Source organism: Paenibacillus sp. alder61, from assembly GCF_020179875.1.
Lineage (GTDB): Bacteria > Bacillota > Bacilli > Paenibacillales > Paenibacillaceae > Fontibacillus > Fontibacillus faecis.
In genome coordinates, this window is record NZ_JAIUDG010000009.1 from 16,458 (window position 1) to 42,621 (window position 26,164).

The 26,164-nt window shown below is 55.4% G+C and carries 22 protein-coding genes; 17 read left to right on the forward strand and 5 right to left on the reverse strand.

What is annotated here, in order from left to right:
* Positions 1–58 precede the first annotated feature (58 nt).
* The 3 genes from LBW89_RS10985 to LBW89_RS10995 are packed head-to-tail and all read left to right on the forward strand — an operon-like array spanning position 59 to position 4,017.
* On the forward strand, positions 59–1,015 hold the full coding sequence (locus LBW89_RS10985) for a cation diffusion facilitator family transporter (RefSeq protein WP_148451265.1): 957 nt from the start codon (positions 59–61) through the stop codon (positions 1,013–1,015).
* A 30-nt stretch (positions 1,016–1,045) separates the two neighbouring features.
* Positions 1,046–3,451 (forward strand): single-stranded-DNA-specific exonuclease RecJ, encoded by a 2,406-nt coding sequence (gene recJ / locus LBW89_RS10990; RefSeq protein ID WP_225039180.1) that lies wholly within the window; start codon positions 1,046–1,048, stop codon positions 3,449–3,451.
* Between the two features lie 47 nt (positions 3,452–3,498).
* The gene (locus LBW89_RS10995) at positions 3,499–4,017 is read left to right on the forward strand and encodes an adenine phosphoribosyltransferase (protein ID WP_148451267.1); all 519 of its coding nucleotides are present in this window, start codon (positions 3,499–3,501) and stop codon (positions 4,015–4,017) included.
* Between the two features lie 120 nt (positions 4,018–4,137).
* Here LBW89_RS10995 and uraA read toward each other — a convergent pair whose 3' ends face one another.
* Positions 4,138–5,433: a uracil permease gene (gene uraA, locus LBW89_RS11000; protein WP_148451268.1), complete on the reverse strand. Its 1,296-nt coding sequence runs from the start codon at positions 5,431–5,433 to the stop codon at positions 4,138–4,140.
* 301 nt (positions 5,434–5,734) lie between these two features.
* Here uraA and LBW89_RS11005 point away from each other — a divergent pair, with 301 nt between their 5' ends.
* From LBW89_RS11005 to LBW89_RS11050, 10 genes are all read left to right on the forward strand, one after another.
* On the forward strand, positions 5,735–7,909 hold the full coding sequence (locus LBW89_RS11005) for a RelA/SpoT family protein (RefSeq protein ID WP_148451269.1): 2,175 nt from the start codon (positions 5,735–5,737) through the stop codon (positions 7,907–7,909).
* Between the two features lie 40 nt (positions 7,910–7,949).
* The gene (dtd, locus tag LBW89_RS11010; protein ID WP_148451270.1) at positions 7,950–8,408 is read left to right on the forward strand and encodes a D-aminoacyl-tRNA deacylase; all 459 of its coding nucleotides are present in this window, start codon (positions 7,950–7,952) and stop codon (positions 8,406–8,408) included.
* Between the two features lie 85 nt (positions 8,409–8,493).
* Entirely contained in the window at positions 8,494–8,658 is a 165-nt protein-coding gene (locus tag LBW89_RS11015; protein WP_170287061.1) for a hypothetical protein, read from the forward strand.
* Positions 8,659–8,826: 168 nt separating this feature from the next.
* Positions 8,827–9,333, forward strand: a complete 507-nt coding sequence (locus tag LBW89_RS11020; protein WP_148451271.1) for a type 1 glutamine amidotransferase domain-containing protein — start codon at positions 8,827–8,829, stop codon at positions 9,331–9,333.
* 78 nt (positions 9,334–9,411) lie between these two features.
* The gene (locus LBW89_RS11025) at positions 9,412–9,873 is read left to right on the forward strand and encodes a hypothetical protein (protein ID WP_148451272.1); all 462 of its coding nucleotides are present in this window, start codon (positions 9,412–9,414) and stop codon (positions 9,871–9,873) included.
* Positions 9,874–10,491: 618 nt separating this feature from the next.
* Complete coding sequence (hisS, locus tag LBW89_RS11030) at positions 10,492–11,739, forward strand: histidine--tRNA ligase (protein WP_148451273.1); 1,248 nt, start codon at positions 10,492–10,494, stop codon at positions 11,737–11,739.
* Positions 11,740–11,819: 80 nt separating this feature from the next.
* On the forward strand, positions 11,820–13,598 hold the full coding sequence (gene aspS / locus LBW89_RS11035; RefSeq protein WP_148451274.1) for an aspartate--tRNA ligase: 1,779 nt from the start codon (positions 11,820–11,822) through the stop codon (positions 13,596–13,598).
* A 47-nt stretch (positions 13,599–13,645) separates the two neighbouring features.
* Positions 13,646–14,398, forward strand: coding sequence for a ThiF family adenylyltransferase (locus LBW89_RS11040; RefSeq protein WP_148451275.1), 753 nt, complete (start codon positions 13,646–13,648; stop codon positions 14,396–14,398).
* The gene (locus tag LBW89_RS11045; protein ID WP_148451276.1) at positions 14,395–15,060 is read left to right on the forward strand and encodes a YdeI/OmpD-associated family protein; all 666 of its coding nucleotides are present in this window, start codon (positions 14,395–14,397) and stop codon (positions 15,058–15,060) included. Before LBW89_RS11040 ends, LBW89_RS11045 begins: the two co-directional genes overlap by 4 nt.
* Positions 15,061–15,963: 903 nt before the next feature.
* A complete protein-coding gene (locus LBW89_RS11050) occupies positions 15,964–18,105 on the forward strand; it encodes a HelD family protein (protein WP_225039181.1) in 2,142 nt (713 codons plus the stop codon).
* Between the two features lie 56 nt (positions 18,106–18,161).
* On the opposite strand, the gene LBW89_RS11055 is transcribed toward LBW89_RS11050, so the two are convergent.
* Positions 18,162–18,887 carry an HNH endonuclease gene (locus LBW89_RS11055; RefSeq protein WP_225039182.1) on the reverse strand — a complete coding sequence of 242 codons (726 nt, stop codon included), beginning with the start codon at positions 18,885–18,887 and terminating at the stop codon, positions 18,162–18,164.
* 140 nt (positions 18,888–19,027) lie between these two features.
* Positions 19,028–19,327 carry a CD3324 family protein gene (locus LBW89_RS11060; RefSeq protein ID WP_148451279.1) on the reverse strand — a complete coding sequence of 100 codons (300 nt, stop codon included), beginning with the start codon at positions 19,325–19,327 and terminating at the stop codon, positions 19,028–19,030.
* 386 nt (positions 19,328–19,713) lie between these two features.
* Between LBW89_RS11060 and LBW89_RS11065 the strand changes: the two genes are divergently transcribed.
* Positions 19,714–21,024 (forward strand): replication-associated recombination protein A, encoded by a 1,311-nt coding sequence (locus tag LBW89_RS11065; protein ID WP_148451280.1) that lies wholly within the window; start codon positions 19,714–19,716, stop codon positions 21,022–21,024.
* A 106-nt stretch (positions 21,025–21,130) separates the two neighbouring features.
* Here the strand turns inward: LBW89_RS11065 and mnmA are convergent, their stop codons facing one another.
* Positions 21,131–22,264, reverse strand: coding sequence for a tRNA 2-thiouridine(34) synthase MnmA (mnmA, locus tag LBW89_RS11070; protein WP_213508784.1), 1,134 nt, complete (start codon positions 22,262–22,264; stop codon positions 21,131–21,133).
* Positions 22,265–22,556: 292 nt separating this feature from the next.
* On the opposite strand from mnmA, the gene cymR reads away from it, so the two are divergent.
* A complete protein-coding gene (gene cymR / locus LBW89_RS11075; RefSeq protein ID WP_148451282.1) occupies positions 22,557–22,976 on the forward strand; it encodes a cysteine metabolism transcriptional regulator CymR in 420 nt (139 codons plus the stop codon).
* A gap of 726 nt (positions 22,977–23,702) precedes the next feature.
* Here cymR and LBW89_RS11080 read toward each other — a convergent pair.
* Positions 23,703–24,014 carry an SHOCT domain-containing protein gene (locus LBW89_RS11080; RefSeq protein WP_225039183.1) on the reverse strand — a complete coding sequence of 104 codons (312 nt, stop codon included), beginning with the start codon at positions 24,012–24,014 and terminating at the stop codon, positions 23,703–23,705.
* On the opposite strand from LBW89_RS11080, the gene LBW89_RS11085 reads away from it, so the two are divergent.
* Both LBW89_RS11085 and LBW89_RS11090 read left to right on the forward strand, forming a co-directional pair.
* Positions 23,953–24,834 carry a glycosyltransferase family 2 protein gene (locus tag LBW89_RS11085; RefSeq protein ID WP_318249353.1) on the forward strand — a complete coding sequence of 294 codons (882 nt, stop codon included), beginning with the start codon at positions 23,953–23,955 and terminating at the stop codon, positions 24,832–24,834. The genes LBW89_RS11080 and LBW89_RS11085 overlap by 62 nt on opposite strands.
* A 167-nt stretch (positions 24,835–25,001) precedes the next feature.
* Entirely contained in the window at positions 25,002–26,153 is a 1,152-nt protein-coding gene (locus LBW89_RS11090; RefSeq protein WP_148451285.1) for a cysteine desulfurase family protein, read from the forward strand.
* The last annotated feature ends 11 nt before the right edge of the window (positions 26,154–26,164 follow it).

Sequence of the window (26,164 nt, forward strand, 5' to 3'; positions counted from 1 at the left end):
TCGAATGATGACGCGGCTTTCCCGCTCTATACGTAAAAAGTGTCTCAGGAGGATTCATATGTCACGCGAACAAGCCGTTCCAGCCAATTCCGCAGTATGGCTCGGTATCGCTAATCATATTGTTTTAGCTGTATTTAAGGGTACCGTCGGATTGCTCTTCGACAGCAAGGCGCTGCTGGCCGGAGGGCTGCATTCCGCCGCGGACGGAGCCGCCCTGGTTTGCGGGAAACTCAAGCTCCCAAGACAAACCAAAAGAAACGGGGAATTCCGGCAGTCCGGTGCCGGCAAAGCGGGAGAGCCGCTGCTGGCCATTTTTCTGTCCGTGTTCTTGCTGATGGGCAGCCTGCAAATGGGCATTTCCTCCATCGGCGAAATTTCCCAGGGGGAGATAGCTCCTCCCGGTGCTTTAGCCGGCGTGGCCATTGTGATCTCGATTGCGCTGCAGGAAGCATTGTTTCAATACCAGTACCGTCAACTTCGAAGATCCAAAAGCGAACAGCTGCAGACGCTGGTCGAATCGCACAGACATTCGCTGTACGCCTCGGTCGCCGTTTTGATCGGTGTGTTTGGGGCGATGACCGGCCAGGAGATGGAAGTGCCGCTGCTGCTGTATCTCGACCCGGTCGCCTCGCTGCTCGTATCCGTTATGGTGCTGTGGCGGGTGTATCGCATGATTCTCGGAACCGTTTACGGCTCCCTGATCTCGGACACCCAGGAAGAGGACGCTTCCCTGTTCATTGAAACGGTTCAGCGGGTCCATGGTGTCATCACGGTGGATGAGTTAAAAGCCAAGGAGAACGGTCACTATGTGACGGTTACCGCAAGAATTAGCGTGAATCCGCGAATTACGGTGCTCGAAGCCAATGAGATCGCGACGCGGGCCAAGGTACTGCTGATGACGCGGTTTTCGCATATCAGCGAAGTGAGCATTCAGGTGCTGCCGTATGATCCCGGCTATCCGTATAAAAGCAACTTCGAAGGCCCCAGCGATGATCTGCCGACTCTGCTTCAGTAGGGACGGGTTTTGGAAAGAAGGTGTTTGGTTTTGATTCAACCGAAATATCAATGGAAGACGCTCCCCTGCGACCAGGCCGCCGCGGCGGAGTTGGAGCGGAGGCTGAAACTCCCGCCGCTGGTGGCTTCACTTCTGGTGACCCGGGGATTGGTCAATCCGGAGGAAGCCGCAGCGTTCCTGGCCGGGAGCATGGAAGATTTGCATGATCCGTTTTTGCTGAGCGGAATGAGGGAGGCGGTCCCACGGATCCGCCAAGCGTTGGAGAACCGGGAACGTATATTGATTTACGGCGACTATGACGCCGACGGGGTTTCGTCGACAGCCTTGATGATTTGTTTAATGAGGCATGTAGGGGCCGACTTCGAATATTACATCCCCCACCGTTCCAAAGAAGGGTATGGACTACATATTCCGCCTTTGCAGCAGGCCCGGGAACGCGGAGTGACGCTGGTACTCACGGTGGACACGGGGATCAGCGCTGTCGACCAGATCGCTTTTGCCAAGGAGGCCGGGATGGACGTGATCGTCACCGATCACCATGAGCCGCCGTCCCGTCTTCCGGAAGCTTACGCCCTTATAAACCCTAAACTTCCTTACTGTTCTTATCCCTTTAAAGGACTCGCCGGGGTAGGCGTCGCTTACAAATTAGCCACGGCTCTTCTCGGAGAAGAAGTGCCCGCATCCTGGACGGAACTAGCCGCCTTGGGCACCATTGCGGATTTAATGCCGCTTACGGGCGAGAACCGGGCGATCGTCCGCTCCGGCCTGAGGTCCATGGCCAATTCGCCTTTCCCCGGGATGACCGCGCTGTTAAAAACCGCGGGCTGGAAGTCGGGGGAAGTGTCGGCCATGAACGTGGCCTTCGGGTTGGCGCCGCGCGTCAACGCCAGCGGACGAATGAGTCACGCGGACCGCGCGGTGAAGCTGCTCGTTACCGAAATGGCGGAAGAAGCGGAAGCGGCGGCTCTTGAACTTGACATCCTGAACAAAGAGCGCCAGGAACTGGTGGAGCAAATCGTTCAGGAAGCCCTGCTCGGCCTGGAAGCTAAGGCGGCGGCGGGAAAGCTGCCGGACGTGATTGTCGTGGCCGGGGAAGGTTGGAACGTCGGCGTCGTGGGCATCGTCGCTTCCAAAATCCTGGAGAGATACTACCGGCCGACCCTAGTCCTTGGCATCCACCCCGAGACGGGGGAATGCAAAGGCTCGGCCCGTTCGATTCCAGGTTTCGATATTTACGAGGCCTTAACGGAATGCGCCGATCTTCTGGATCATTTCGGCGGGCATCCGTCCGCTGCCGGAATGTCGCTTTCCCGCGAGCATCTGGCCGAATTTGAGCGGCGGTTGAACGAATTCGCCGCAGGGGTCTTGCTGCCGGAGCACTTTGTGCCGACCATGGTGAACGACCTGGAGTGCTCGCTGTCGGAAATCAGCCTGCGGGCCATAGAGCAGATGGAAGCCCTGGCTCCCTTCGGCATGGGAAATCCCTGTCCGCGTTTGTTGATCCGTGGAGCGAAGCTGGTGGAATGCAAGCCGATCGGCAAGGACGGCAAACATTTGCGGCTTACGGTCGCCCAGAACAACACTACGATGGAAGCCGTAGCTTTCGGAAAAGGCGAGCTGGCGATCATGCTCGCCGAGGAAGCGGAGCTCGATATCGTAGCGGAGGCGGGAATCAATGAATGGAACGGCTCGCGAAAACCGCAATTGCTGATTCAGGATATCGCCGTGTCCCATTTGCAGGTGCATGATTTCCGGGGCTTTGCCAACCCGACAGCCAAACTGAACGAACTGACCGGCGATCTCTTGAAATGCCCGGGATTCCGTACGGAATCGGTGGCGGCGCTGCTCAACCCGGACTCCGAAATTTTGGATCATCCGGAATTGAATCCGGCCTCGCTTTGGGTATATGATAGGAGAGTCGGCGCCGTATCGGCGAATGCCGATGATCCCGAAACGGGAGCCGCGGTAATAACGACGCTCTTCATTCTGGAGCTGCCGAAAACCCCCGTGGAATGGAACCGCATACTGGCCTCATTCGGCGCGTTGGAAAGGGTTTATCTGCTTCATCCGAAAATCCCTGTCCAAGAGCTGCTGGAGCCGCCGAACCGGGATCAGTTCAAGCAGGTTTATGCGCTGCTCCGAAGCTATGCCGCCGAAGGGCAGTCCGAAGACAAGCTGATTTCGGCCATGATGGCACGGACGCGGTTGTCCAGACGCATGCTGACCCTGACGATGGATGTTTTTGAAGAACTCGGCTTTATTGCGCGGTCTTCGGGAATAGTAACCGTGATGCCATCCCCGTCCAAACGACCGCTGGAGTCGTCCGTACGGTACAGGGATTTGGGGCTCCTCGCAGAGACGGAGCAGATGCTGCTTCGGGCGAAGGTTTCCCAGATTTCCGAATGGCTGCGAACCCGGATTCAAGGAGCTTCATAGCTATATATACTTAAATAGCGTCTATGCATACTTAGGAGGAGATTGTATTGGATTTTAAAGATTATATCCGGGTAATTCCCGATTTCCCGCAGCCGGGGATCAGCTTCAAGGACATTACGACCTTGCTGAATGACGGCGAGAAATATCGCCTGGCGATCGAAGAACTCAAGAGCCGGGTATCCCACCTGAAGATCGACCTGATCGCCGGGCCGGAAGCCCGCGGCTTTGTCGTCGGCGCTCCGCTCGCTTATGCGCTGGGGGTTGGCTTCGTCCCGATTCGCAAAAGCGGCAAACTGCCTTATGAAACAATCGAGGTCGGCTACGACCTGGAATACGGCAAGGACAAGCTGGCGATGCATACGGACGCGGTTAAGCCGGGGCAGAATGTCCTCATTGCCGACGATCTTCTGGCCACCGGCGGTACGATCTCGACTTCGGTCGACCTGGTTCGCAAACTGGGAGGCAACGTAGTCGGCACCGCCTTCCTGATCGAGCTTGGCGACTTGAACGGCCGGGCCAAGCTGCCGGGGATCGACGTCTTTTCCCTGGTTCATTACGATTTCTGACGATGGAACTGAGCGATAAGGAATACGTCCATTAACGGACATTTATATTCTAAAAAAATAGAGCTATGCTCCCGAATCGTTTGATTCGGAAAGCATAGCTCTTTTGTGTTTGAGCCATCGTTAATGGGCCGCTTCGTCCTTGTCGTTGGACCAGCCCAGAACTTGAATCAGCTTGAAGAAGAGGCTGAGCAGGATACCGACAATCGTGGCGAGGGCCATCCCCTTCAATTCCACTTTACCCATCACCAGTTTGGTGCCGCTGAGGCCAACGACCAGTACAACGGTGGCGAGCAGCATGTTCGTGGGCTTGGAGAAATCGACTCTCTGCTCCACAAAAATCCGCAGCCCCGATGCGGCGATAACGCCGAACAGCAGCAAGGAGACGCCGCCCATCACCGCGGGAGGAATATTGGCGATAATGGCCGAGAACTTGCCCGAGAACGAAAGCAGAATGGCAAAAACCGCCGCTCCGCCCACGACAAATATGGAGTAGACTTTGGTCAGCGCCATGACCCCGATGTTTTCGCCATAGGTCGTGTTGGGAGTCGAACCGACGAAGCCGGACAGAATCGTCGACAAGCCGTTACCGAAGAGCGAGCGATGCAGGCCGGGATCCTTGGATAAATCCTTGCCTACGATATTGCTCGTTACAAGCAAATGGCCGATATGTTCCACGATCACGACCAGGGCGACGGGAACGATAGTGATAATCACCGAGGGATCCCACTGCGGGGTAGTCATCGTCGGAAGTGTAAACCACTTCGCTTGGGCGATCGCCGCCGTGTTCACCTGACCCATAAAAAAGGCGGTCACGTAACCGACCACAATTCCGATCAGGATATGGATAATTTTTGGGAATCCGCGGAACAGAACGGCGCCGAGCACCGTTACGGCCAGGGTGATCAGGGAGAGCAGGATCGTCGAGGGGTCGGGCGTCCAAGGCTTCGTCAGATCGCTGGAGATCCATCCGGCCATACCTGCGGCAACCGGGATCAATTCCAGCCCGATCAGGGCCACGATTGCGCCCATGGCCGCCGGAGGGAACACGACATCGATCCAGCCGGTTCCCGCATATTTGGCGACCAAGCCCACCACGATGAAGATCAAACCGGTGATAATGAATGCGCCCAGCGCAAGCGCGTACCCATTGCCCGCGTCGGCGTGGGAAATCAGCACGCTCTGAACAGGGGAGATGAACGCAAAGCTCGACCCCAGGTAAGCGGGGATTTTTCCTTTACAGATTAAAATGTAAAGCAGCGTACCGATCCCGTTCATCAACAGGATCATGCCCGGGTCGACGCCGAACAAATTCGGCACCAGCACGGTGCTGCCGAACATCGCAAACAGATGCTGCAGGCTCAGCAGGACGCCGGGGGCGAAGGGAACTTTTTCATTCACTTGAATTTCACGTTGCAAACGGGGTCACTCCTCTATTTTTCCGCTTATTGAAAACCATCCTTAATAGATTATAGAGATTGATGACATTTTTCAACAGAAAAATTCACCCTCGGCGGGATTCCTTTACAGATTCTCCTAAAGCGTAACGTTGCATACTTCGAGTTCGAGCGGCTTATTGGCATCGGATACCATGGGTCAAGAGTTGACGGAAGGGGACACAGGAGTCATAATTATAGGAAATCAAAAATGGGGGAAAAATGTCCTCTTACATGCAGTTATCCCGTTTATTTTCATATAGAAAGGACTCGAGCAGGATTCAATGGGCATAGAGCGATTACTTGAAAAGGCGTCCGCCTATATTAAAGAACCCGATTTGGAGCGCATCCGGGAAGCCTATGATTTCGCGGATCAGGCCCATCACGGACAAGTGCGGAAATCCGGCGAACCTTATATTCTGCACCCCTTGGCGGTGGCGGAAATTGTCGTTAGCATGCAAATGGACATTTTGTCCATCATTGCGGCGCTTCTTCACGATGTCGTGGAAGACACTACGGTTTCCCTTAAGGAAATCGAGGAGCACTTCGGCAAGGACTGCGCCCTGCTCGTGGACGGATTGACGAAGCTGGAACGCATCAAGTTCCGGTCCAAGGAAGAGCAGCAAAATGAAAACTACCGGAAAATGTTCATCGCCATGGCACAGGATATCCGGGTGATCGTCATTAAGCTGGCCGACCGTCTCCATAACATGCGCACGCTGAAATACCAATCCGAAGAAAGTCAGCGCCGCATCGCCTATGAAACGCTGGAGATCTTTTGTCCGATTGCGAACCGGCTCGGGATTTCGGCGATCAAGTGGGAAATGGAAGATATCGCGCTGAGATACTTGAATCCGCAGCAGTACTACCGGATCGCTAATTTAATGCGCAAAAAAAGGGCGGAACGCGAGGAATACATCGAAAGCGTCATTTCGCGGATTGCCGAAAAGCTGGATGAGATGGGCGTGGAAGCCGATTTATCCGGCCGTCCCAAGCACATTTACAGCGTCTACAAGAAGATGACGACGAAGAACAAGCAGTTCAACGAAATATACGATCTGCTGGCGATTCGGATTATCGTTGACAATATTAAAGATTGTTATGCGACCCTGGGAATTATCCATACCTTATGGAAACCGATGCCGGGGCGTTTTAAGGATTATATCGCGATGCCCAAGGCCAATATGTATCAGTCGCTCCATACGACGGTCGTCGGACCGAACGGCGAGCCGACGGAAGTGCAGATCCGCACTTGGGAGATGCATCGAACGGCGGAATACGGGATCGCGGCGCACTGGGCCTATAAGGAAGGGCCCGAAACCGGAGGGCCGGAGAAGAAAATGACCTTCTTCAACGAAATTCTGGAGCTTCAACACGAAGCCAAGGATGCGTCCGAATTCGTGGAGTCGTTGAAGATGGACTTCTTCACGGATCTGGTTTTCGTGTTTACGCCATCCGGCGAAGTCATCGAGCTTCCGTCGGGTTCCGTTCCTCTGGACTTCGCTTATCGGATTCATACCGAGGTCGGCAACCGGACGATCGGCGCGAAGGTCAACGGACGGATCGTGCCGCTGGACCACCGGCTGAAGACCGGAGATATCGTTGAAATTTTAACATCGAAGCATTCGTACGGGCCGAGTCAGGACTGGCTCAAGATCGCCCAGTCCTCCCACGCGCGCAGCAAAATCAAACAGTGGTTCAAGAAAGAGAAGCGCGAGGAGAATGTCGAGAAGGGACGCGAAGCGATCGAGCGCGAACTGAAGCGTGCGGGAATTGAACCGTCCGCCTGGATGTCGGACGACAAGATGATGGAGGCCTGCAAGAAATTTGCTTTTAACGATGTGGACGATATGCTGTCGGCCGTCGGATTCGGCGGAATCACGGCCGCGCAGATCGTGACCAAGCTTACCGAGAAGCTCCGCAAAGAGCAGGAGGATAGCCATTCGATCGAACTGACTTCCGAAGTGAAGGAAGTGAAAGCCGCCGAGGAACGGAAGCCCCGCCCAACCAACGGGGTGGTCGTCAAAGGAATCGACAACCTGCTTGTACGGTTTGCCAGATGCTGCAACCCGGTGCCGGGCGACGACATCGTCGGCTATATTACCCGCGGACGCGGCGTTTCCGTGCATCGCAGCGATTGTCCGAATATCCCGGGCGGTAACGACGGGGAAGAAGCGGCCCGCGTCATCGAGGTGGAGTGGGAGCACGCCATCGAGGCCAACTACAGCGTGGACATTGAGATTACGGGCCATGATCGCCGGAATTTCCTTAATGAGGTGCTGCAGGCGGTCTCCGAAAGCAAGACGAACATCTCGGCGGTCTCCGGACGCTCGGACAAAAACAAAATGGCCTTGGTGCATATGACGATTTTGATCCGGAATACCGATCATTTGCAGTCGGTCGTGGAAAAAATCAAGCGCGTGAAAGATGTTTACACCGTGCATCGCATCATGCAGTAACGCCAAGAACACACTTTTTATTTTGAGGAGTCAACAAGCAATGAGGATCGTAGTTCAGCGCTGCAAACGGGCCAAGGTTACGGTTGCCGGCGAAACCGTAGGTTCGATCGGACCCGGGTTGATGCTGCTCGTCGGGGTAACCCACGAGGACACGGAGAAGGACGCCGCTTACCTGGCGGAGAAAATCGCCGGCCTGCGCATTTTCGAAGATGGCGACGGGAAGATGAATCTTAGCGTATTGGACGTGGAGGGTGCCATTTTGTCGGTATCCCAATTCACGCTATACGGAGATAGCCGAAAAGGGAAACGGCCGAGCTTTGTGGCTGCGGCTCGTCCGGAAACGGCGGCTCCCCTGTATGACCGGTTTAACGAGCTCTTGCGTCAAAAAGGGCTTGTCGTCGAAACCGGCCGGTTCGGGGCGGATATGGACGTGGAACTGACCAACTGGGGGCCGGTCACCCTGATTCTTGAGCATCCCGCGCCTGCGGACGGACGGTAACGGGGTTAGGGGATAGATCGGCAACCTATTGGACAACCTTAAGATGGCAGTGAAATTCTCCCTCTAAAGGAGTCCGATCCAACCGATGCGCCAATCCATGAAATCCAGGGTCTGGCAGAGTCTGCCGCTCATGCCCGCGGGACACCGCGGCGAAGCCTGGACGGCGATGCGCCTGGCCGAAGAAGAACAACTTCATCACGTCCGTCAGATCAAGCCTTCCGGCGAGTTTATTCCCAGACCCGGAAGCTGACAAGGAAATGCCCCGGAACCCTCCGGGGCATTTTGTTTTTTCGCCGGGAATTTCCTTGGATTTATCCTTTGACTCTTTCCGGAAGCGCGGGCGATCTTTGTTCCTGTTATAATCTCCGTTCGTTCGGGTAATAACAAAGCAAAAGAACTTTCGGGAGGGAATGGAGAAATGAGCAAGGTAGCGTTTTTGCTGGCAAACCAGTTTGAAGATTCGGAAATGCAGGTACCGTATGAAGAAGTGAAAAAGGCCGGCCACCAAGCCGACATCATCGGACTAAAGGCCGGCAAGACCCTGAAAGGCAAGCAGGGGAAGGCGGAATATACGGCGGAGAAGGCCATATCCGAGGTGAGCGCCGAGGATTACGACGCCGTCGTCATACCGGGAGGCTCCTCTCCGGAAAACCTGCGGCTCAATGCCGACATCAAGAAATTTGTGACTCAGGCCAACGCCTCGGGCAAACCGATCGCGGCGATTTGCCACGGTCCGCAGATTCTGATCAGCGCCGGATTGCTTAAAGGAAGAATCGTTACCTGCTATCCGCCGCTGCAGGATGATATGATTAACGCCGGGGCGGAGTTCCGCGACGAGGAAGTCATTGTGGACGGCAATTTTGTCACATCGCGGACGCCGAAGGACGAGCCGGCGTTCGTCCGGGAGCTGTTAAAGAAGCTGTAACCGGTCATCCTGGAGCGGTTGACATACATGAATGGTCGGGGCGGCAAATCCAATTGCGGTTCTAAAGGAGAGATCGACATGTCCAAACATATTCAGGCTTACTTTAAGACGGAAGACCAGGCGGAGGGAGCAAGGACCAGCTTGCTTCCCTATGAAACGGAACAAGTCGAGGTCGGATCGCTGGATCGGACGATCGGCCGAAACAGCAATATTCTCGTTCCGCTGCTCCCCCTTAACGGATCCGGGGTGAATACCGGCGGAACCTACGGATCGGTCGGCGTGCCGGGCACCGTATCCGCGCAGGGTGTCGTCCCCGTCGTGGCCATGACGGACCGTACCGACGATAACGAGACAGCGGGCGGGGAACGGACGCAAGCGGAGGCTGCCGAACCGGATCCCGTGGTGGATGTGGCCCATGCGGACGATGGGGATTACGAGGATCTGAAGGTTGTGTTAACCGCGAAGGTCAGGGATTCCGATTACGACGCTATCGTTAGAAAACTTCGCATGCAAGGCGCCTATGTGGAGCATTTGGATTAGATTGTGTTGGTTTCATCCGGAAACAACAGCGGAAGATCTTTGTAATGTAACTGTAATATTCGGTTCATGTTCCTTTAACAAAGCCTGTTTATAATAACAGCATGACCCCCTTTTAATATATTTACCTTTTGGACCTGTGCCCCGTTGGTGCAGGTTTTTTTCTTTGGATTGGGCTTGACTTTGTTACTGCAATTCCTTAAAATCAGGAAATATACAGTTTCAAACCGATTTGATGACGGGACAAAGTACTTCAACCCCACACCCGCAGAGAGGAATCCCTGCCCGTAAGGCCGCAATGTTCGAGAAGCGGCCCCGCAGGCCAGGCTGGAAGGATTCCGGTGATGATTGAACGAAAGACTTCCCCGAGAACTGACGGCGAAAATGCGCGAAGTCCATAGGACTTGAGGCAGAGTAGACGTACGGCGCAGGCGGGCGTTAACCGCTTTTGAGCGGATCTTTGGCGGCGAAATGCGGCGCCGGAATCCGGAATGTGGGTGGCACCACGGGTGAATGGGTAACCAATCTCTCGTCCCTGTTTGTGATGAACAGGAGCGGGAGTTTTTTTATTTCCAAAACTTCGCAAACCAAACAGAATCAAGAGAGATGGAGGATGGGATTATGGCGTTTCAGAAACCGACGGGCACACAGGATTTGCTCCCGGGCACGGTGGAAAAGTGGCAATGGATCGAAGACAAAGCCCGCGATCTTTGCCGCCGTTTCAATTACCGGGAAATCCGGACGCCGATGTTCGAGCAAACCTCGCTATTTGAACGGGGAGTCGGCGAAACGACGGATATCGTGGAGAAGGAGATGTACACGTTTCAGGATAAAGGGGAGCGCTGGATGACTCTGCGTCCGGAAGGCACGGCCGGCGTGGTACGCTCTTATGTGGAGAATAAATTGTACGGCGAACCGGACGTGACGAAATTGTATTATATCGGGCCGATGTTCCGCTATGAGCGTCCGCAGGCGGGCCGCCAGCGCCAATTCCACCAGTTCGGCGTCGAAGCCTTCGGCGCGACGGACCCGGCGATCGACGCGGAGGTCGTGGCTCTGGGCTTTCAGTATTGCCGGGAGCTGGGATTGAAAGAGGTGAAGGTGGAGATCAACTCGGTAGGAAATCCGGCCAGTCGGGCCGCTTATCGCGAGAAGCTGCTGGCGTTTCTGACACCGATGAAGGACACGCTCTGTAAGGATTGCCAATCGCGGATGGAGCGAAATCCGCTGCGCGTGCTGGATTGCAAAGTCGACCAGGATAAATTCGGAGGGGCCCCGTCGATCCTGGACAGCCTGGATGAGGAATGCACCGCTCACTTCGCCAAGGTTCAGGAACTGCTGACCGCGATGGAAGTGGATTATGTCATCAATCACCGGCTTGTCCGCGGCCTGGATTATTACACGCACACCGCGTTCGAATATAAAGCGCAAGGGATCGGAGCGATCGATACGATCGGCGGGGGAGGCCGGTATAACGGCCTCGTCGCCGACGTCGGCGGGCCGGACCAGCCGGGAATCGGCATGGCGCTTGGACTCGAGCGGATCGCGCTGATCTTGGAGAAACAGGGGATCGGCCCGGACGCGGTCAAGCCGCTGGATGTTTACCTGGTATCGCTTGGCGAAGCGGCGGACAAGGAGATCACGACGCAGTTGTTCAAGCTGCGGCAGGCCGGCTTCTCGGGCGAACGGGACTATTTGGGACGCAAAATGAAAGCCCAAATGAAGTCCGCCGACCGGATGCAGGCCCGGTATACGGCCATTCTGGGCGACGATGAACTGGAGCGCGGCGAAATTGCCCTGAAATCGATGGAAACGGGCGAACAAAACACTGTAAAGCTGGCGGAGTGGATCGACTTGCTGCGGAAGTAAACGAAGGAGCAAGCGAAGGATCTTCTACGTTGGAAATTTTTATTATAGCACCATATTAAAAGTGAAGGAGTCATACCTGTATGAAACGTACGCATCAATGCGGATCCCTGACGACCGCAAATATCGGAGAAACCGTTACCCTGAACGGCTGGGTCCAAACCCGCCGCGACCTTGGAGGCGTCTTGTTTATCGACCTGCGCGACCGCAGCGGGATCGTTCAAATCGTCTTTAATCCGGCTTACTCCGGAGAAGCGCTGCAAACGGCGGATAAAGTCCGCACCGAATATGTGCTGGCCGTCCGCGGCGAAGTTGTAAAACGGGATGCGGAGACCGTCAACCCGAATCTGCCGACCGGCGAAGTTGAAGTCCGCGTAACGGAAATCGACGTGCTGAACTCGGCCAAAACGCCACCTTTCTTCATCGAAGACGGGATTGAGGTCGATGAGGCTTTGCGCCTGAAATACCGTTATCTGGACCTGCGCCGTCCGGAAATGCAGAAGACGCTCTGGCTGCGTTCCAAAGCGGCCAAAGTGTTCCGCGATTTCCTCGACGGCGAAGGCTTTATCGAGGTGGAAACGCCGATTTTGACGAAAAGCTCGCCGGAAGGCGCCCGGGACTATCTGGTGCCGAGCCGTGTGCACCCCGGCGAATTCTTCGCCCTGCCGCAATCCCCGCAATTGTATAAGCAATTGCTCATGGTCAGCGGCGTGGAACGTTATTACCAGATCGCCCGCTGTTTCCGGGACGAGGATTTGCGGGCCGACCGCCAGCCGGAATTTACGCAAGTCGACATCGAGACGTCGTTCCTTAGTCAGGACGAGCTTCTGGACATGATAGAAAAACTGGTGGCCCGCCTGTTCAAGGAAACCAAGGGCTTGGACATCGAAACGCCGTTCCAGCGGCTGAGCTATGCCGACGCGATCGGCAAATACGGTTCCGACAAACCGGATTTGCGCTTCGGGCTGGAACTGGTGAACGTCAGCGATCTGGTCGCCACCAGCGGGGTCAAAGTGTTCGCTTCCGTCATTGAAAAGGGCGGCGAAGTCAAAGTATTGAACGCCAAGGGCTGCGGAACTTGGAGCCGGAAGGAAATCGACGACCTCGGCCCGTTTGCCGCCCGCTACGGCGCGAAAGGCCTGGCGTGGATTCAGGTGAAAGAAGGGGAATTCCGCGGTCCGATCGTCAAGTTCTTCACCGAGCAGGAAATCGAGGCGCTGAAGGAGCGCACGGGCGCGGAAGAAGGCGACCTGCTTCTCTTCTCGGCGGATAACAAGAAGGTCGTGGCCGACGTTCTGGGCGCGCTTCGGCTGAAGATCGGACGTCAGCTCGGATTGATCGACGACAGCGTCTACAAATTCGCATGGGTCGTCGACTTCCCGCTGCTCGGCTGGGACGAAGAGCAGAAGCGTTATGTGGCGGAGCACCATCCGTTCACCCGTCCGCGCGAAGAGGATCTTCCGCTCTTCGATACCGATCCTGGACAAATCCTGGCCCAAGCGTATGACCTTGTCCTGAACGGCTACGAAGTCGGCGGCGGTTCCATGCGGATCTATAAACGCGAGGTGCAGGAGAAAATGTTCAATGCCATCGGTTTATCGCCGGAAGAGGCCCAAGATAAGTTCGGTTATCTGCTGGACGCCTTTGAATACGGTACGCCTCCACACGGCGGTTTCGCCTTCGGCTTCGACCGTCTGGTGATGCTGCTGGCCGGCCGCTCCAACCTGCGCGAAACGATCGCTTTCCCGAAAACGCAAAGCGCTGCCGATCCTTTGATGAATGCTCCGTCCGAAGTCAAATCGGCTCAGTTGGAAGATCTGCATATCAAGGTGGCCAAAAAGCCGGCTGAAGAGAAGAAGTAAGTTCGGAATAAATCGAAGCCAAACCTGGATAGGAGGTTAGCCTACACATGCTTCATCAATTTTCACGAACAGAGCTGGCCATCGGCGCCGAGGGTCTGGATATCCTGAAGAAGAGTACGGTGGCCGTCCTCGGCGTCGGCGGCGTCGGCGCCATGGCGGTCGAGGGGCTGGCCCGGACCGGGATCGGCCGGATCATCATGATCGACAAAGACGTAGTCGACGTCACCAACATTAACCGCCAGATCCATGCCTTGACGACCACGATCGGCCAGAAAAAAGCGGATCTGATGTGCGAACGGGTTAAGCTGATCAATCCCGAGTGCGAGACGATCGCTTTGAACATGTTTTACACGGAAGAGACGTATGAAGAGTTGTTTAAATACGACATCGATTACGTGCTTGACGCGTCGGATACGATCATGTACAAAATCCATCTGATCAAGGAATGCCGGAAACGCAAAATTCCGATCTTGTCGAGCATGGGTGCGGCCAACAAAATGGACCCGACGAAATTTCAGGTCGCCGATATTTCCAAAACCCATATGGATCCGATGGCGCGGGTGATCCGCACCAAGCTGCGGGAAGACGGCATCAAGAAGGGCGTCAAAGTCGTGTTCTCCACGGAACAGCCGGTGAAACCCCGCGCGGACGTCACCGAAAAGATCGCCCCGGCCGGAGCGAAAATTCGCAAAGCGAAGCAGCCGCCGGCGAGCAACTCGTTTGTACCGCCGGTCGTCGGCTTGATCATGGTCAGCGTGGCCGTACGCGAGCTGTTGGAGGCCGGAGGAGTACGCGTATGATTCCGGAGCTGATCAAGAAGCTGCGGCTTCCCGAGAGCGGCCGTGCGCTGGTGCTGAACGCGCCGGAGGGATATGTGGAGCAGTTGGGCTTAAGCCCGGCGCATACCGTTTTGGACGAAAGCCTGGCCGGAAGCTACGACTACGTACAGATGTTTTTTCGTTCGATCCGGGACGTGGAGGAAGAGGCTCCGGCTGCGCTGCGTGCCATCAAGCCGGACGGGCTGTTGTGGCTTTGCTATCCGAAGGGAGGCGCCAAGGCGGGAACCGATCTGACCCGGGACAAAGGTTGGGAGACCGTCAAAGCCTCCGGGTACGACGGCATCGCGCTGGTGTCGCTGGACGCGGTATGGTCCGCGATGCGGTTTCGGCCGGCGGAGCTGGTAAAGCTGAGGCCGACCTCCACCCGGCGGACGGCCGGGGCGGAAGGGGCCAAGGCGAAGCGCGCTCCGGCGGCGCCGGTCGAGACGCCGGAGGATTTGATGGCGGCGCTCGGGAAGGAGCCGCGGGCCGCGAAGTTTTTTGACGAGCTGGCGCCGTCTCACCGGAAAGCGTATATCGAGTGGATCACGGCCGCCAAGCGAGCGGAAACGCGGGAGAACCGGGTCGCCCAAACGATAGAGAAGCTGAAGCTGGGCTTGAAACGTCCTTCGGACAAAGCATGACGTTAAAAATGCATAAGCGGACGCAGATTAGCGCAGGTTTGATGGGAACATCGAACCTGCGCTTTTTTGTGCGAACGGGCTAGCTGCCGGGTGTCTCCCGTCAGGCAACCTTGATAACATCGAATGCCTGCATATCTGCATGTTTTTTTGTTGTTCGGAACAAAAAAATGTAAATCCCAGCAATTCTGCTGGAATTTTTAACGAAACCTGCTCGTTTCTCTAAAATCGCTATAAATACCCACTAGCGTTGCATTAACCCGAAGGGTCTAATGGCCGTAATCGCCTCCCTTTGAAGCCGGGCGAGAGGATAACGGTCATTTAAGGCGCTATTTTGTCGAAATCGTCCTCTCCGTGTGAAATAGAGGTTTTTTGGGGCCTTATTTTAGAGAAGTCGGGCAAAAACCGGATTTTTGGGTTCGCACCAGGGAAATAAGGCCTTTTTTGACCGCTATTTTTCCCGAAAACGCATATTGGGTCGAAATAACGGCCCAAAACCCCGCTATCATAACAGGCGGCAAGAAAGATTGCGGATCGGCAGCACCATGTTAGTTTTAATGCAACGCCAGTGATAAATGCTTGCAGATTTGCATCTTTTTGGAGTTGGAGTGTTTAGGTACGCGCTGGAGTCTTGATAATCATGGGCTAAAAATACGAATCTGGATGTCTGTGGGCATGAGGCTACGTGCTTATCGAGAGTCTCACTCCAAATCGGAGTTGAAGCAGCATATTTTCATTTTCCCTACGATGTCTGATGGGGCACTACTAGCTTTGGCAGACAGATTCGCTTTTTTCCGTCCTCACATGCTATAATATAAATCCTTTTGACTTCGGAGCAGGACAGCCAGAGCCACACCGAATCGGCCGGAGCGCAGACGGAATACTAAACCTTAGGAGGTAACTGAAATGGAACAGTTTCAAAGTGCCTATCAAGAAGAAAAAGAACGGCTGGACCGGACGCTGGACGAGGTGGAAGCCAGGCTTCGGGAGCTCCGCAGCATCCCCGTGTATACGGGCCATGATTTTACGGAGCAAATTTTGGAATCGGGCCGGGAAGCCCAGCGGCAGCAGTTGGAAAAATCCGTCCGCGAGCCTTACTTCGGCCGCCTGGATTTTGAGGAACGGGGGAAGGAGGCGTCCCCTCTGTACATCGGCAAAGTGGGGGTGGCTGACGCCGACGGAAGAAAGCCGCTGATCATCGATTGGCGCGCTCCGGTGGCCAGCCTGTTTTACTCGTTTACCGGCGGGGACTCGGCGGCTTATGAGGCGCCCGAAGGGTTGATCGAGGGGCTTGTGTATTTGAAGCGGAATATCGTCATCCGCAAGGGCATTCTGGAGCGGGTCGTGGACACGTTCAACAAGGACAGCGAGGGCCCGGCCGTATCCGACGAGTTCCTGGTGTACCGCCTCGGCGAAAACAAAGACAACCGGCTGCGTGACATCGTTTCCACGATTCAAGCGGAGCAGGATCTGATCATCCGGGCGGCCAAAAACACCGCTCTCATTATCCAGGGCGTGGCCGGAAGCGGAAAAACGACGGTGGCGCTGCACCGGCTCGCTTTTTTGCTGTATCAGTACAAGGAGCAAATCAAGGCGGAGCGGATGGTTATTTTTGCACCGAACCATATGTTTATCGACTATATTTCAGAGGTATTGCCCGAGCTGGGGGTTGGAGACATCCAGCAGAGCACCTTCGGCGACTGGGCGGCCCGGGTCCTCGGACTGGAAGAGGCGCCGACCGACGGCGCGGATACGCTGACCCGCTGGTTTGACCGCGGAGAGCCTAACGGGGAGCGGCCGGACGATGAAGCCCTTCCCGGCAGGTACAAGGGAGCGCTCGCCTTCCAAGCGGTTCTAGACCGCTATCTGGAGCGGATCGAGAGCGGCTGTGTACCCGATGGGGATTTTGAGCCCTGGGACGGAAACCGGCTGCCCCGGGAAACGATCCTGCAATGGTTTGAGGGCGAATACAAGCATTATCCGGCAGCCCGCCGCAAAGAACGGGTGTTGGCCCGGATTCACCGTTGGATCGAGATGGAGCTGAAGAAATCGCCTTCCCCAACCGCGCTAAAAGAACGCAAGAAAAAAGCGCAGCAGCGGGAAAAGGCTTATGCCAAAAAGTGGCCGGAGCTCGAGGCGGCGGCGCTGTACAAAAACTTGTTTTTAACGTTTGGCGGGAAAAAAGGGGACGGCTCGGACGGGGAGATCGTTTCGGCCATACCGGCGGGAATCTATAAAGAAACGAGGGATTATCTGAAAAAGGGGCAGGTCAAAGACGAGGATTTGGCGGCCATGCTTTACTTGCATTCCCGAATTCAGGAAATCGAGGGGAACCTGACCTTCGACCACATCGTTATCGACGAGGCCCAGGATTTCAGTCCGTTCCAAGTCGCGGTATTGGATCGGTTCGTTAAAGGGCATTCCTTCACGATTCTCGGCGATCTGTCGCAGGGCATCCATTACTACAAAGGGGTCCGGACTTGGGAGGAGATGCAGGCCTTGTTCGCTCCCCAGGAGACCGCTTATTTCGCGCTGACCCGAAGCTACCGGTCGACGATGGAGATCATCGAATTCGCCAATGAGATTTTGAAAAAGGGAGTAGGCACCGACCTGTTGGCGGTTCCGGTATTCCGCAGCGGAGAGCCGGTGAAATTGAAGCCGGCGGTTGGCGAGGAGCGCCTCGCGGCCATCTCGGAAGCCCTGGATCATGTGCTGTCCGGCACGAACCGTACGGTGGCGCTGCTGACCCGCACGATGTCCGAGGCGGAGGAACTGCATCGCGATCTGACGGAACAGGGGCGGGACGTTCATTTGATCGACGGGGACCAGCGGCAGTATGCCGGAGGAATCTCCGTGCTGCCGGTCTACTTGTCCAAAGGCCTGGAGTTCGACGCCGTCCTCGTAACGGATGTGGACCGGTCGCGTTACGGCCCGCAGGATGCCCGGCTGCTGTACGTCGGCTGCACGCGGGCATTGCATGAGCTGTGGCTGATGCACGGCGATCAACTGCCGGAGTATGTTCCGGAACCAGTGTCAGCCGATGTTTAAGCCGCAGGGATAGACCGCGACCGCGGGGAACGTCGGGGACAGGCGAAGAGCCGGGTTCAGCGACCGTCGATAAAGTCTTCCAGGTTGCGATCGGCCTTGCTCTGATTGCATTCGCTGCAGGCGCAGACGCAGTTCATCGGCGTCGTATGTCCGCCCTTGGCTTTCGGCAAAAGGTGGTCGATCGTATCCCCATAGGCGCCGCAGAAAAAACAAGTATACCGGTCCCGGGTCAAAATGTAGCGGCGGAAAGCCTTGTTGCTATACAAGCGGCGGATCGTATGGCGGTTGACGACAACGGCGGCGTGTTCCTTCACCAGGGTAACCGCAAGCTCAAGGTCGACTTCTTGGTTCCAACGGCTGCCTTTGTCGGTCCGGCCGCGCATCCAGATTTTCCCCTCGCGGTTAGGGCGCAGCACCGAGGGATCCGGGCCCGGGGCCGAAACGGGGGGAGCGGGTAGAGCGCGCTTCATCAGGGGACGGATTGCCGTCCCTTCGGTCGGAGTATCCGCCATCTTCCCCCTGGGCGCAGCCGCAACCGCGGCCGCTTTGAGCTCGATCGGCCGGGGGACGGGCTGCTCCAGCCGTTTCAAATCGGCGCGGCAGCTTCGGCAGGTGCCCCGGCGGGCTCCCTTGGCGGAGCGTTTCCCGGTACGCCGCAGGAAATGGGAGACCGGCTTGGTTTCGCCGCAGCGGGCGCAGCGTTTGGTATGTTTGGGAAGCGCCCCGTTGTTCGTTTCGGGGGCTTCGGCTAGTTCGTCCGGGTTATTCGGGCCGGTCCGCATAGGAGTTCACCTCGTTCGCAAGTGCATCATAAAATTCGTTATAAGTATATTATACCTTCCTGCGGCCTTAAGTCCTAAACATACCTTTATTTTTGCGCAAATCAAATAGGCCGTCCCGGCATAATCCGGGCGGCCTATCTCTATTCGGTAACCGCTGCGGTCTCCCTCAGGGAAATCCGCATTTTGCAAATGATCTTGCGGATGCTTTCGTCGGACAGAAAAAATCGCTCCGCCAGATCGCTGACGGTATGCCCCGAATGATATAAGCGATAGATTTCTTCATTTCTTTTGGCCATCGATTTGCGGGTTCCGCTGAGCTCCCCCCATAATGCCCGGGAACGTTCCGGCTTGGGGATATAGAGCAGTTCGCCTTGGATATAATTCTGAAGTTCTTTCAGCAGCCTAGGGGGAAGCACATCCTTCCCGTTTTTGTAGTTCACGATCATGATCCTCCTTGATCCTGGGTATGGAAGTTTGGCGGACAAAATGAGTTTGCATGGTCGTAAATCCCCCTTTCGGCGTAAAATTTGGTTTGCCCTGATTTTGGCAATGCTTGCGTCTATCTTAACACACTTGGTTTCAAACGGAAATAAGAGGGGCTATACAGCCCCCCTCGCATGAGCTTCCGCGTTATGCGGAAGCCACCTCACTCACTGAAATCACTTCGATCAGCCCCCTTTCCAGTGATTCGTCGGCCCGACATCTATATTAACTCATATTCGGGGAGGGGAAGAAAGCGAAAGAACGTTTATAAATGTTTTTTACCGTTCATGTGCTAGAATGAGTATGGTGTAGTCGATAACAAAAGATCCGAGGAAGTGAGTTTATGGATTTATTCTCTTATTCCCGGGAAAGCGATCCGTCGGGACGGCTGCTGGCCGACCGGATGCGGCCGACAACCCTGGACGAATATATCGGGCAGGAGCATATCGTCGGACCGGGGAAGCTGCTGCGTCGCGCCATTGAGGCCGACCAGGTTTCTTCGATTCTGCTGTACGGCCCTCCGGGCTGCGGCAAAACGACGCTGGCCCATATTATTTCCCACCACACCCAGGCCGAATTTGTACGGCTCAATGCGGTCGACGCTTCCGTGAAAGATGTCCGGGAGGTCATCGAGAAGGCGCAGAACGATAAGGCGTTCTACGGCACGAAAACGATCCTGTTCCTGGATGAAGTCCATCGCTTCAACAGTTCGCGGCAGGACGCCCTCCTTCCCGCGGTGGAGAGGGGGACGATTATCTTTATCGGCGCGACGACCGAGAATCCGTTCCACTATGTGAACGGGGCCTTGTTAAGCCGCTCGACGCTCTTCCAGCTGGAGCCGCTGACGAAGGAGCATTCGCTCATCGCCATGCGCCGGGCGCTGGACGATGCGGAGAAAGGTCTCGGCTTCATGAAGCTCGAGACCGATGAAGCGGCGCTCCGGCATATCGCTGAGATGGCCAACGGCGATATCCGCCGGGCCCTCAACGCGCTGGAGCTCGCCGCCATGACGACGCCGCCCCGGGGGGACGGCACCGTCCATATCACGCTCGAGGTGGCGGAGGAGTCGATTCGCCGCCCGCTGGTCAAGGCGGACGAGTCGACGCAGTACGATGTCCTCTCCGCGTTCCACAAAAGCATCCGCGGCTCCAGTGACGCCGCGTTGTTCTGGTTTCTCTACGCCGTCGAGAAACTGGGGATGGACCCGATGACGTTCATCCGGCGGCTGATCGCCGCCAGCAGCGAGGACATCGGGCTCGCAAATCCGCAGGCCATGGTGCAGGCGGTCAGCGCCCTGGAGGCTTACCGCCACAACGGGTGGCCCGAGGCCAAACTGAACATCGCCCAAGCGATCCTGTTCGCGGTCGAGAGCCCGAAATCGAACGGCGTGGTGGCGGCCATTGGCAATGCGATGGCGGCCATCGAAGAGGTCAGGAGCGCGGAAGTGCCGCTGCACCTGCGGGACGGCCATTACAAAGGGGCGGTCAAACTGGGGCACACCGGCTACAAGTACCCGCACGACTATCCCGGCCACTATGTAAAGCAGGACTACCTGCCGGCCAACCTCGCGGGCCGCTCATTTTACCATGCGACGGAGCAGGGAAACGAGAGCAAGATCCGGCATAATCAAGAGCTCCGGCGCAGAGGGGAATAGGGTACGGGTTCCGTTCTCTTGAGACCAGACCAGGACTTACAAAAAATCCCCGCCCTCCAGGCTGTGTGCAGCCGGAAGGCGGGGATTTTATCGGAAAGCGGTCGGATTAACGGTGACGGCCGAGCTCCGGCACGGGCAGCTTCTCGGGCGCTTCGATAATGCCGCCGCCCAGGCACACTTCGCCATCGTAAAAGACGACGGCTTGTCCGGGGGTAATCGCCTTTTGCGGCTCATCGAACTGAACGAACAGCGTTCCGTCCTCCCGCGCGGTTACCGTTACCCCTTGGTCGGGCTGACGATAGCGGAATTTGGCCGTGCACTTGAAAGGCCCCTGAGGCAGTTGATCCTGCCCGGCGATCCAGTTCACGCCCGACGCGGTCAGCCCGGTCGAATAGAGGCTCGGATGCTGGTCGCCCTGAACGACGTACAGGATGTTCCGTTCCAGGTCTTTCTCGGCGACGAACCAGGGTTCGCCGGTACCCGAACCGCCTATGCCGAGGCCTTGCCGCTGGCCGAGCGTATAGTACATCAAACCGTCGTGCCGGCCCTTGATCTCGCCGGAGACGATATCGACCATATCGCCGGATTTGGCCGGCAGATAATGGCTCAAGAACTCGCGGAAATTCCGCTCGCCGATGAAGCAGACCCCGGTGCTGTCTTTTTTCTTCGCGGTATAAAGTCCGGCCTCTTCGGCAAGGCGCCGTACCTCCGGCTTCGGCAGATGACCGATCGGGAACATCGCTTTGGAGAGCTGCTCCTGGTTCAGCGCGTTCAAAAAGTACGTTTGGTCCTTGTTGTTGTCGACGCCGCGCAGCAACTTGTACACGCCCGCTTCTTCCACGACGCGCGCATAATGCCCGGTGGCCACGTAATCGGCGCCGAGATCCAGCGCTTTGTTCAAAAATTCGCCGAACTTGATTTCCCGGTTGCACATAACGTCCGGATTTGGCGTGCGCCCGCGCTTATATTCATCAAGAAAATAGGCAAATACTTTATCGTAGTATTCTTTTTCAAAATTGACGGTATAGTACGGGATATCAATCTGTTCGCAGACGCGGCGCACATCTTCGGCATCCGCCTCGGCCGTGCAATAACCGAATTCGTCGGTATCGTCCCAGTTCTTCATAAATATGCCGATAACATCGTACCCTTGCTGCTTTAACAGCAGGGCGGTTACCGAGGAATCGACGCCACCGGACATGCCGACAACGACGCGGGTTTCGTGATTGGGTTTGCTCATCTTTTTTCACTCCTTTAGGCCCCTGGGGCCATATTGTTATTTTACCATAGATCCGAAAAACGGATACGGGGCTTGTCCTGATCGGGTATGGCATCCGCCGTTGGAACCGATTTGAAAAGGTTAAATTCCGGACATAAAATACAGGATTCCGGTCGGATTTGTTTTCCAAAAAGAGGCGGGATATGTTACGATAAACAAAGATTAATGATAGGAATAGACAGCAATATCTATCCTTAATTGATCAAAGTTCAATTATATAAAGATTATTTGAAAATTGAAAGAGGTGGCTTCTTTGAAGATTTCCACGAAAGGACGCTATGGCCTGACGATCATGATGGAGTTGGCCGCTAAATTCGGTGAAGGACCGACCTCCCTCAAGAGCATTGCGGAGAAGAACCAGCTGTCCGAGCATTATCTGGAGCAACTGATCGCCCCGCTGCGCAATGCCGGTTTGGTCAAGAGCGTTCGCGGCGCGTACGGCGGGTACATTTTGTCCCGCGAGGCCAGCGAAATTACGGCAGGCGACATCATTCGCGTGCTGGAAGGGCCGATTTCTCCGGTGGATTTTACGGAGGAAGACGATCCCGCGAAACGGGATTTGTGGCTGCGAATTCGCGACAGTATCGCCGAAGTGCTGGATTCCACAACCTTGGAGAATCTGATCTCCTTTGAAGAGAAGGGCGCGAAGGAGAACTACATGTTCTACATCTAACAGGGATTAGAAATCCCGTCTATTCAAAGAGATTGAAAATTGCTTGACAAAAATTGTAATCCGCACCTTGCCGCAATTGGTTATTGATGACTCGTTCAAAGTCATCCCCGAGTTGTTGTTGGCATTTTTGGATGACGTCAAGATAAATAAGAGTTGTTGTCTAGTGCCCCATCAGCCGTCGTAGTGGGAGTTTTTAAGACTCTTCACCTCGGCGTAGCGGGCTTAATTATGCATGCCCCCACCACAATTTCTCTAGGCCTTCGCTGTAGCTGCAATAGCGGCGTTTTGGGCCGTTATTTCGGCCAAATTCGCTTTCGCGGGTAAAATAGCGGCCAAAAGGGGCCTTATTACTCTGGTTCGGGTCCCAAAATCAGGTTTCGGCCCGCTTTTCCCAAAAATAAGGCCCCAAAGGACCTCTATTTCACACGGAAAGGACGATTTCGACAAAATAGCGCCTCAAATAGCCCTTATTTCCCCGTCCGGCTCAAAGGGAGGCTGTTACAGCCGTTAGTTCCCTCGGGTTAATGCAGCGCTAGTGGGTTTTGACACGATTTTTCCTAAAATAGAGCCTTAAAAAAGCCGCTATTTCCAAGCACTGAGCTGAATTCGACAAAATCAGGGCGTAAAAATGTCTGATGGGGCACTAGGCATAACCGGAACAATTGAGAAAAAGCGAGAACAATGAATTAAGCCCACTGGCCTAATAATGGCTGTGGGCTTTCATGCTCATACTTGAGACAAGATCTCTTTCTTTTTGAGTTCAAATTCCTCTTCGCTGATGATTCCTTGCTCCTTTAGTTTTGCCAGTTTTTCTAGTTTTGTAAAGGCGTCTTCACTGGTTGGGGCGGCTTGTGCGACCGATACTGCCGGATGACCTTGGAGAAATTTCTTAAGGATTTTCGGGCAGGGAAGTCCAATCGGGACAAGCATGCCTCTCATAAGGTATAGCAAGCGCTTTGAAATGGAGGTGGAGGCAGTGCCACGGGCATCTATAATCATGCCGGTGTATAACAATGCGGCATTCGTCCAGGAAGCCATTCACAGCATGCTGGTTCAAACTTATAAGGACTTTGAGCTGATCGTCATCGACGACGGGTCTACGGACGGTTCGGCCGAGCTTATCGAACAATTTACGGATCCGCGAATCCGGAAAATCCTGCATCCTCAAAATCGGGGGGTTGTTGCGGTTCTTAATGAAGGGTTAGAGATGGCAACAGGGGAATACATCGTCCGTATGGACGGTGACGATATTTCCACACCGAACCGCCTGGACATTCAAATCTCTTTTATGGATCAGAATCCCGCCATTGGCTTGAGTGCAGGAGCGTTCACTAGTTCCATAGGCGGAAGAGCCAAAATTAATCCGCCTTCCCATGAGGAAATCAAAACATGGCTCTTGTTTCATTGCTGTATTGCCCATCCTACAGTCATTATGCGCAACAGCATCGTTCACCAGTTGGGGGTTCGGTACGACAGCAATTATCCCCATGCCGAGGACTATGAGTTGTGGAACCGGCTGGCGTTTCAGACGAAATTGGCGAATCTGCCGGTTAACATGCTGTATTATCGTATACATGGCGGACAAGTGTCTCATAGGCATCGGGCGATCCAGGACGATTCGGCCCGGAGAGTCCGGCAAAGACAGTTTTCGCGCTTGGGTTTACACCTTTCGGACGAAGAAAACCGAATTATGCTCGATTTTATACACTTCAATATTAATCCGGCGGATTATCCCGGTTATTTTCGGGCCGTTGGCTTCGCTCGCTGGCTGCTTGAACAAAACGCGAAGCATCGGGTTTACGATCAGGAGATGCTGAATATGGCGTTATCCCGTTGCATTTCCCATCTGCCGTATTAAACGACGATCACCTCCTCCGCGGTTCCCGGAGGAGGTTTTTGTTGCGGGCTCCGAAATGGGCAACACTCACGCTAATAGGCAGTAGTTTTTTTGACTAAAATAATATAGAATAAAACACGCTTAAACGACTGCCTAATTTTATATGATCAAAGGTGGCTTGCCATACTATGAAAACCATATATTTGGACCACGCGGCTTCCACGCCCGTTCATCCGGAAGTGGCGGAGGCGATGGTCACCGTCATGCGCGAGCAATACGGGAACGCTTCGAGCATCCATGCCTACGGCCGCGCCGCCAAGAGACTCGTGAACGGGTCGCGGGACCGGCTGGCCGCTCTGGTCGGCTGCCGTCCGGACGAGCTCGTGTTTACGAGCGGAGGAACGGAGAGCGATAATCTGGCTCTGTTCGGCGCGGCGGAAGCGCGGAAGGATCGCGGCCGTCATATTATTACGACGGCGATCGAGCATCATGCGGTTTTGCATGCCTGCGGGCGTTTGGAGAAGCAGGGCTATGAGGTTACATATCTGCCGGTCGACCGCCAGGGTCAAGTACATCCGGAGCAGGTTCGGGAAGCGATCCGTCCCGATACGATTCTCATCAGCGTGATGTATGCCAATAATGAGGTCGGCACGATTCAGCCGATCGAGGAGATAGGCGCACTGGCTGCGGAGAAGGGCATCGTCTTTCATGTGGACGCCGTTCAGGCTTTAGGAGCGCTGGAAATCCGGCTCGGGGAGTTGCCGGTCGACTTGATGAGCTTTTCCGCGCATAAAATCAACGGACCGCAAGGAGTAGGGGCGCTTTATGTCAGCCGGGAACTGGTGATCGAACCGATTCTTTTCGGAGGCCTGCAGGAGCGAAAACGCCGGGCCGGCACGGAGAATATGGCCGGGATCGCCGGATTCGCCAAGGCCGCCGAGCTGGCGGCGCAGCAACTTCCCGGACGCGCGGCACGGGATGAAGAGCTCCGCCGGATTTTCCTCGATGCGCTGGAGACAGAGGTCGGGGCGGGGCGATTCCATGTGAACGGACACCCTACCCGGCGGCTCGCCCATATCGTCAACGTCAGCTTTCCGGAATGCGACACGGAGACGATGCTGATGAATCTGGATATGGAGGGCATCGCGGTGGCCAGCGGGTCGGCGTGCTCTTCGGGATCGCTGGAGCCCTCGCACGTACTGGAAGCGATGAATTTGCCGATAAATTTTTTGAACTCGGCGATTCGATTTAGCTTTGGTTTGGGTAATACTACTGAAGAAATGAAACTTACCGCCGAAAAAGTTGGAACCATCCTGAACCGTCTTCGTAAAAGAAGATAATGGGCGTCTTT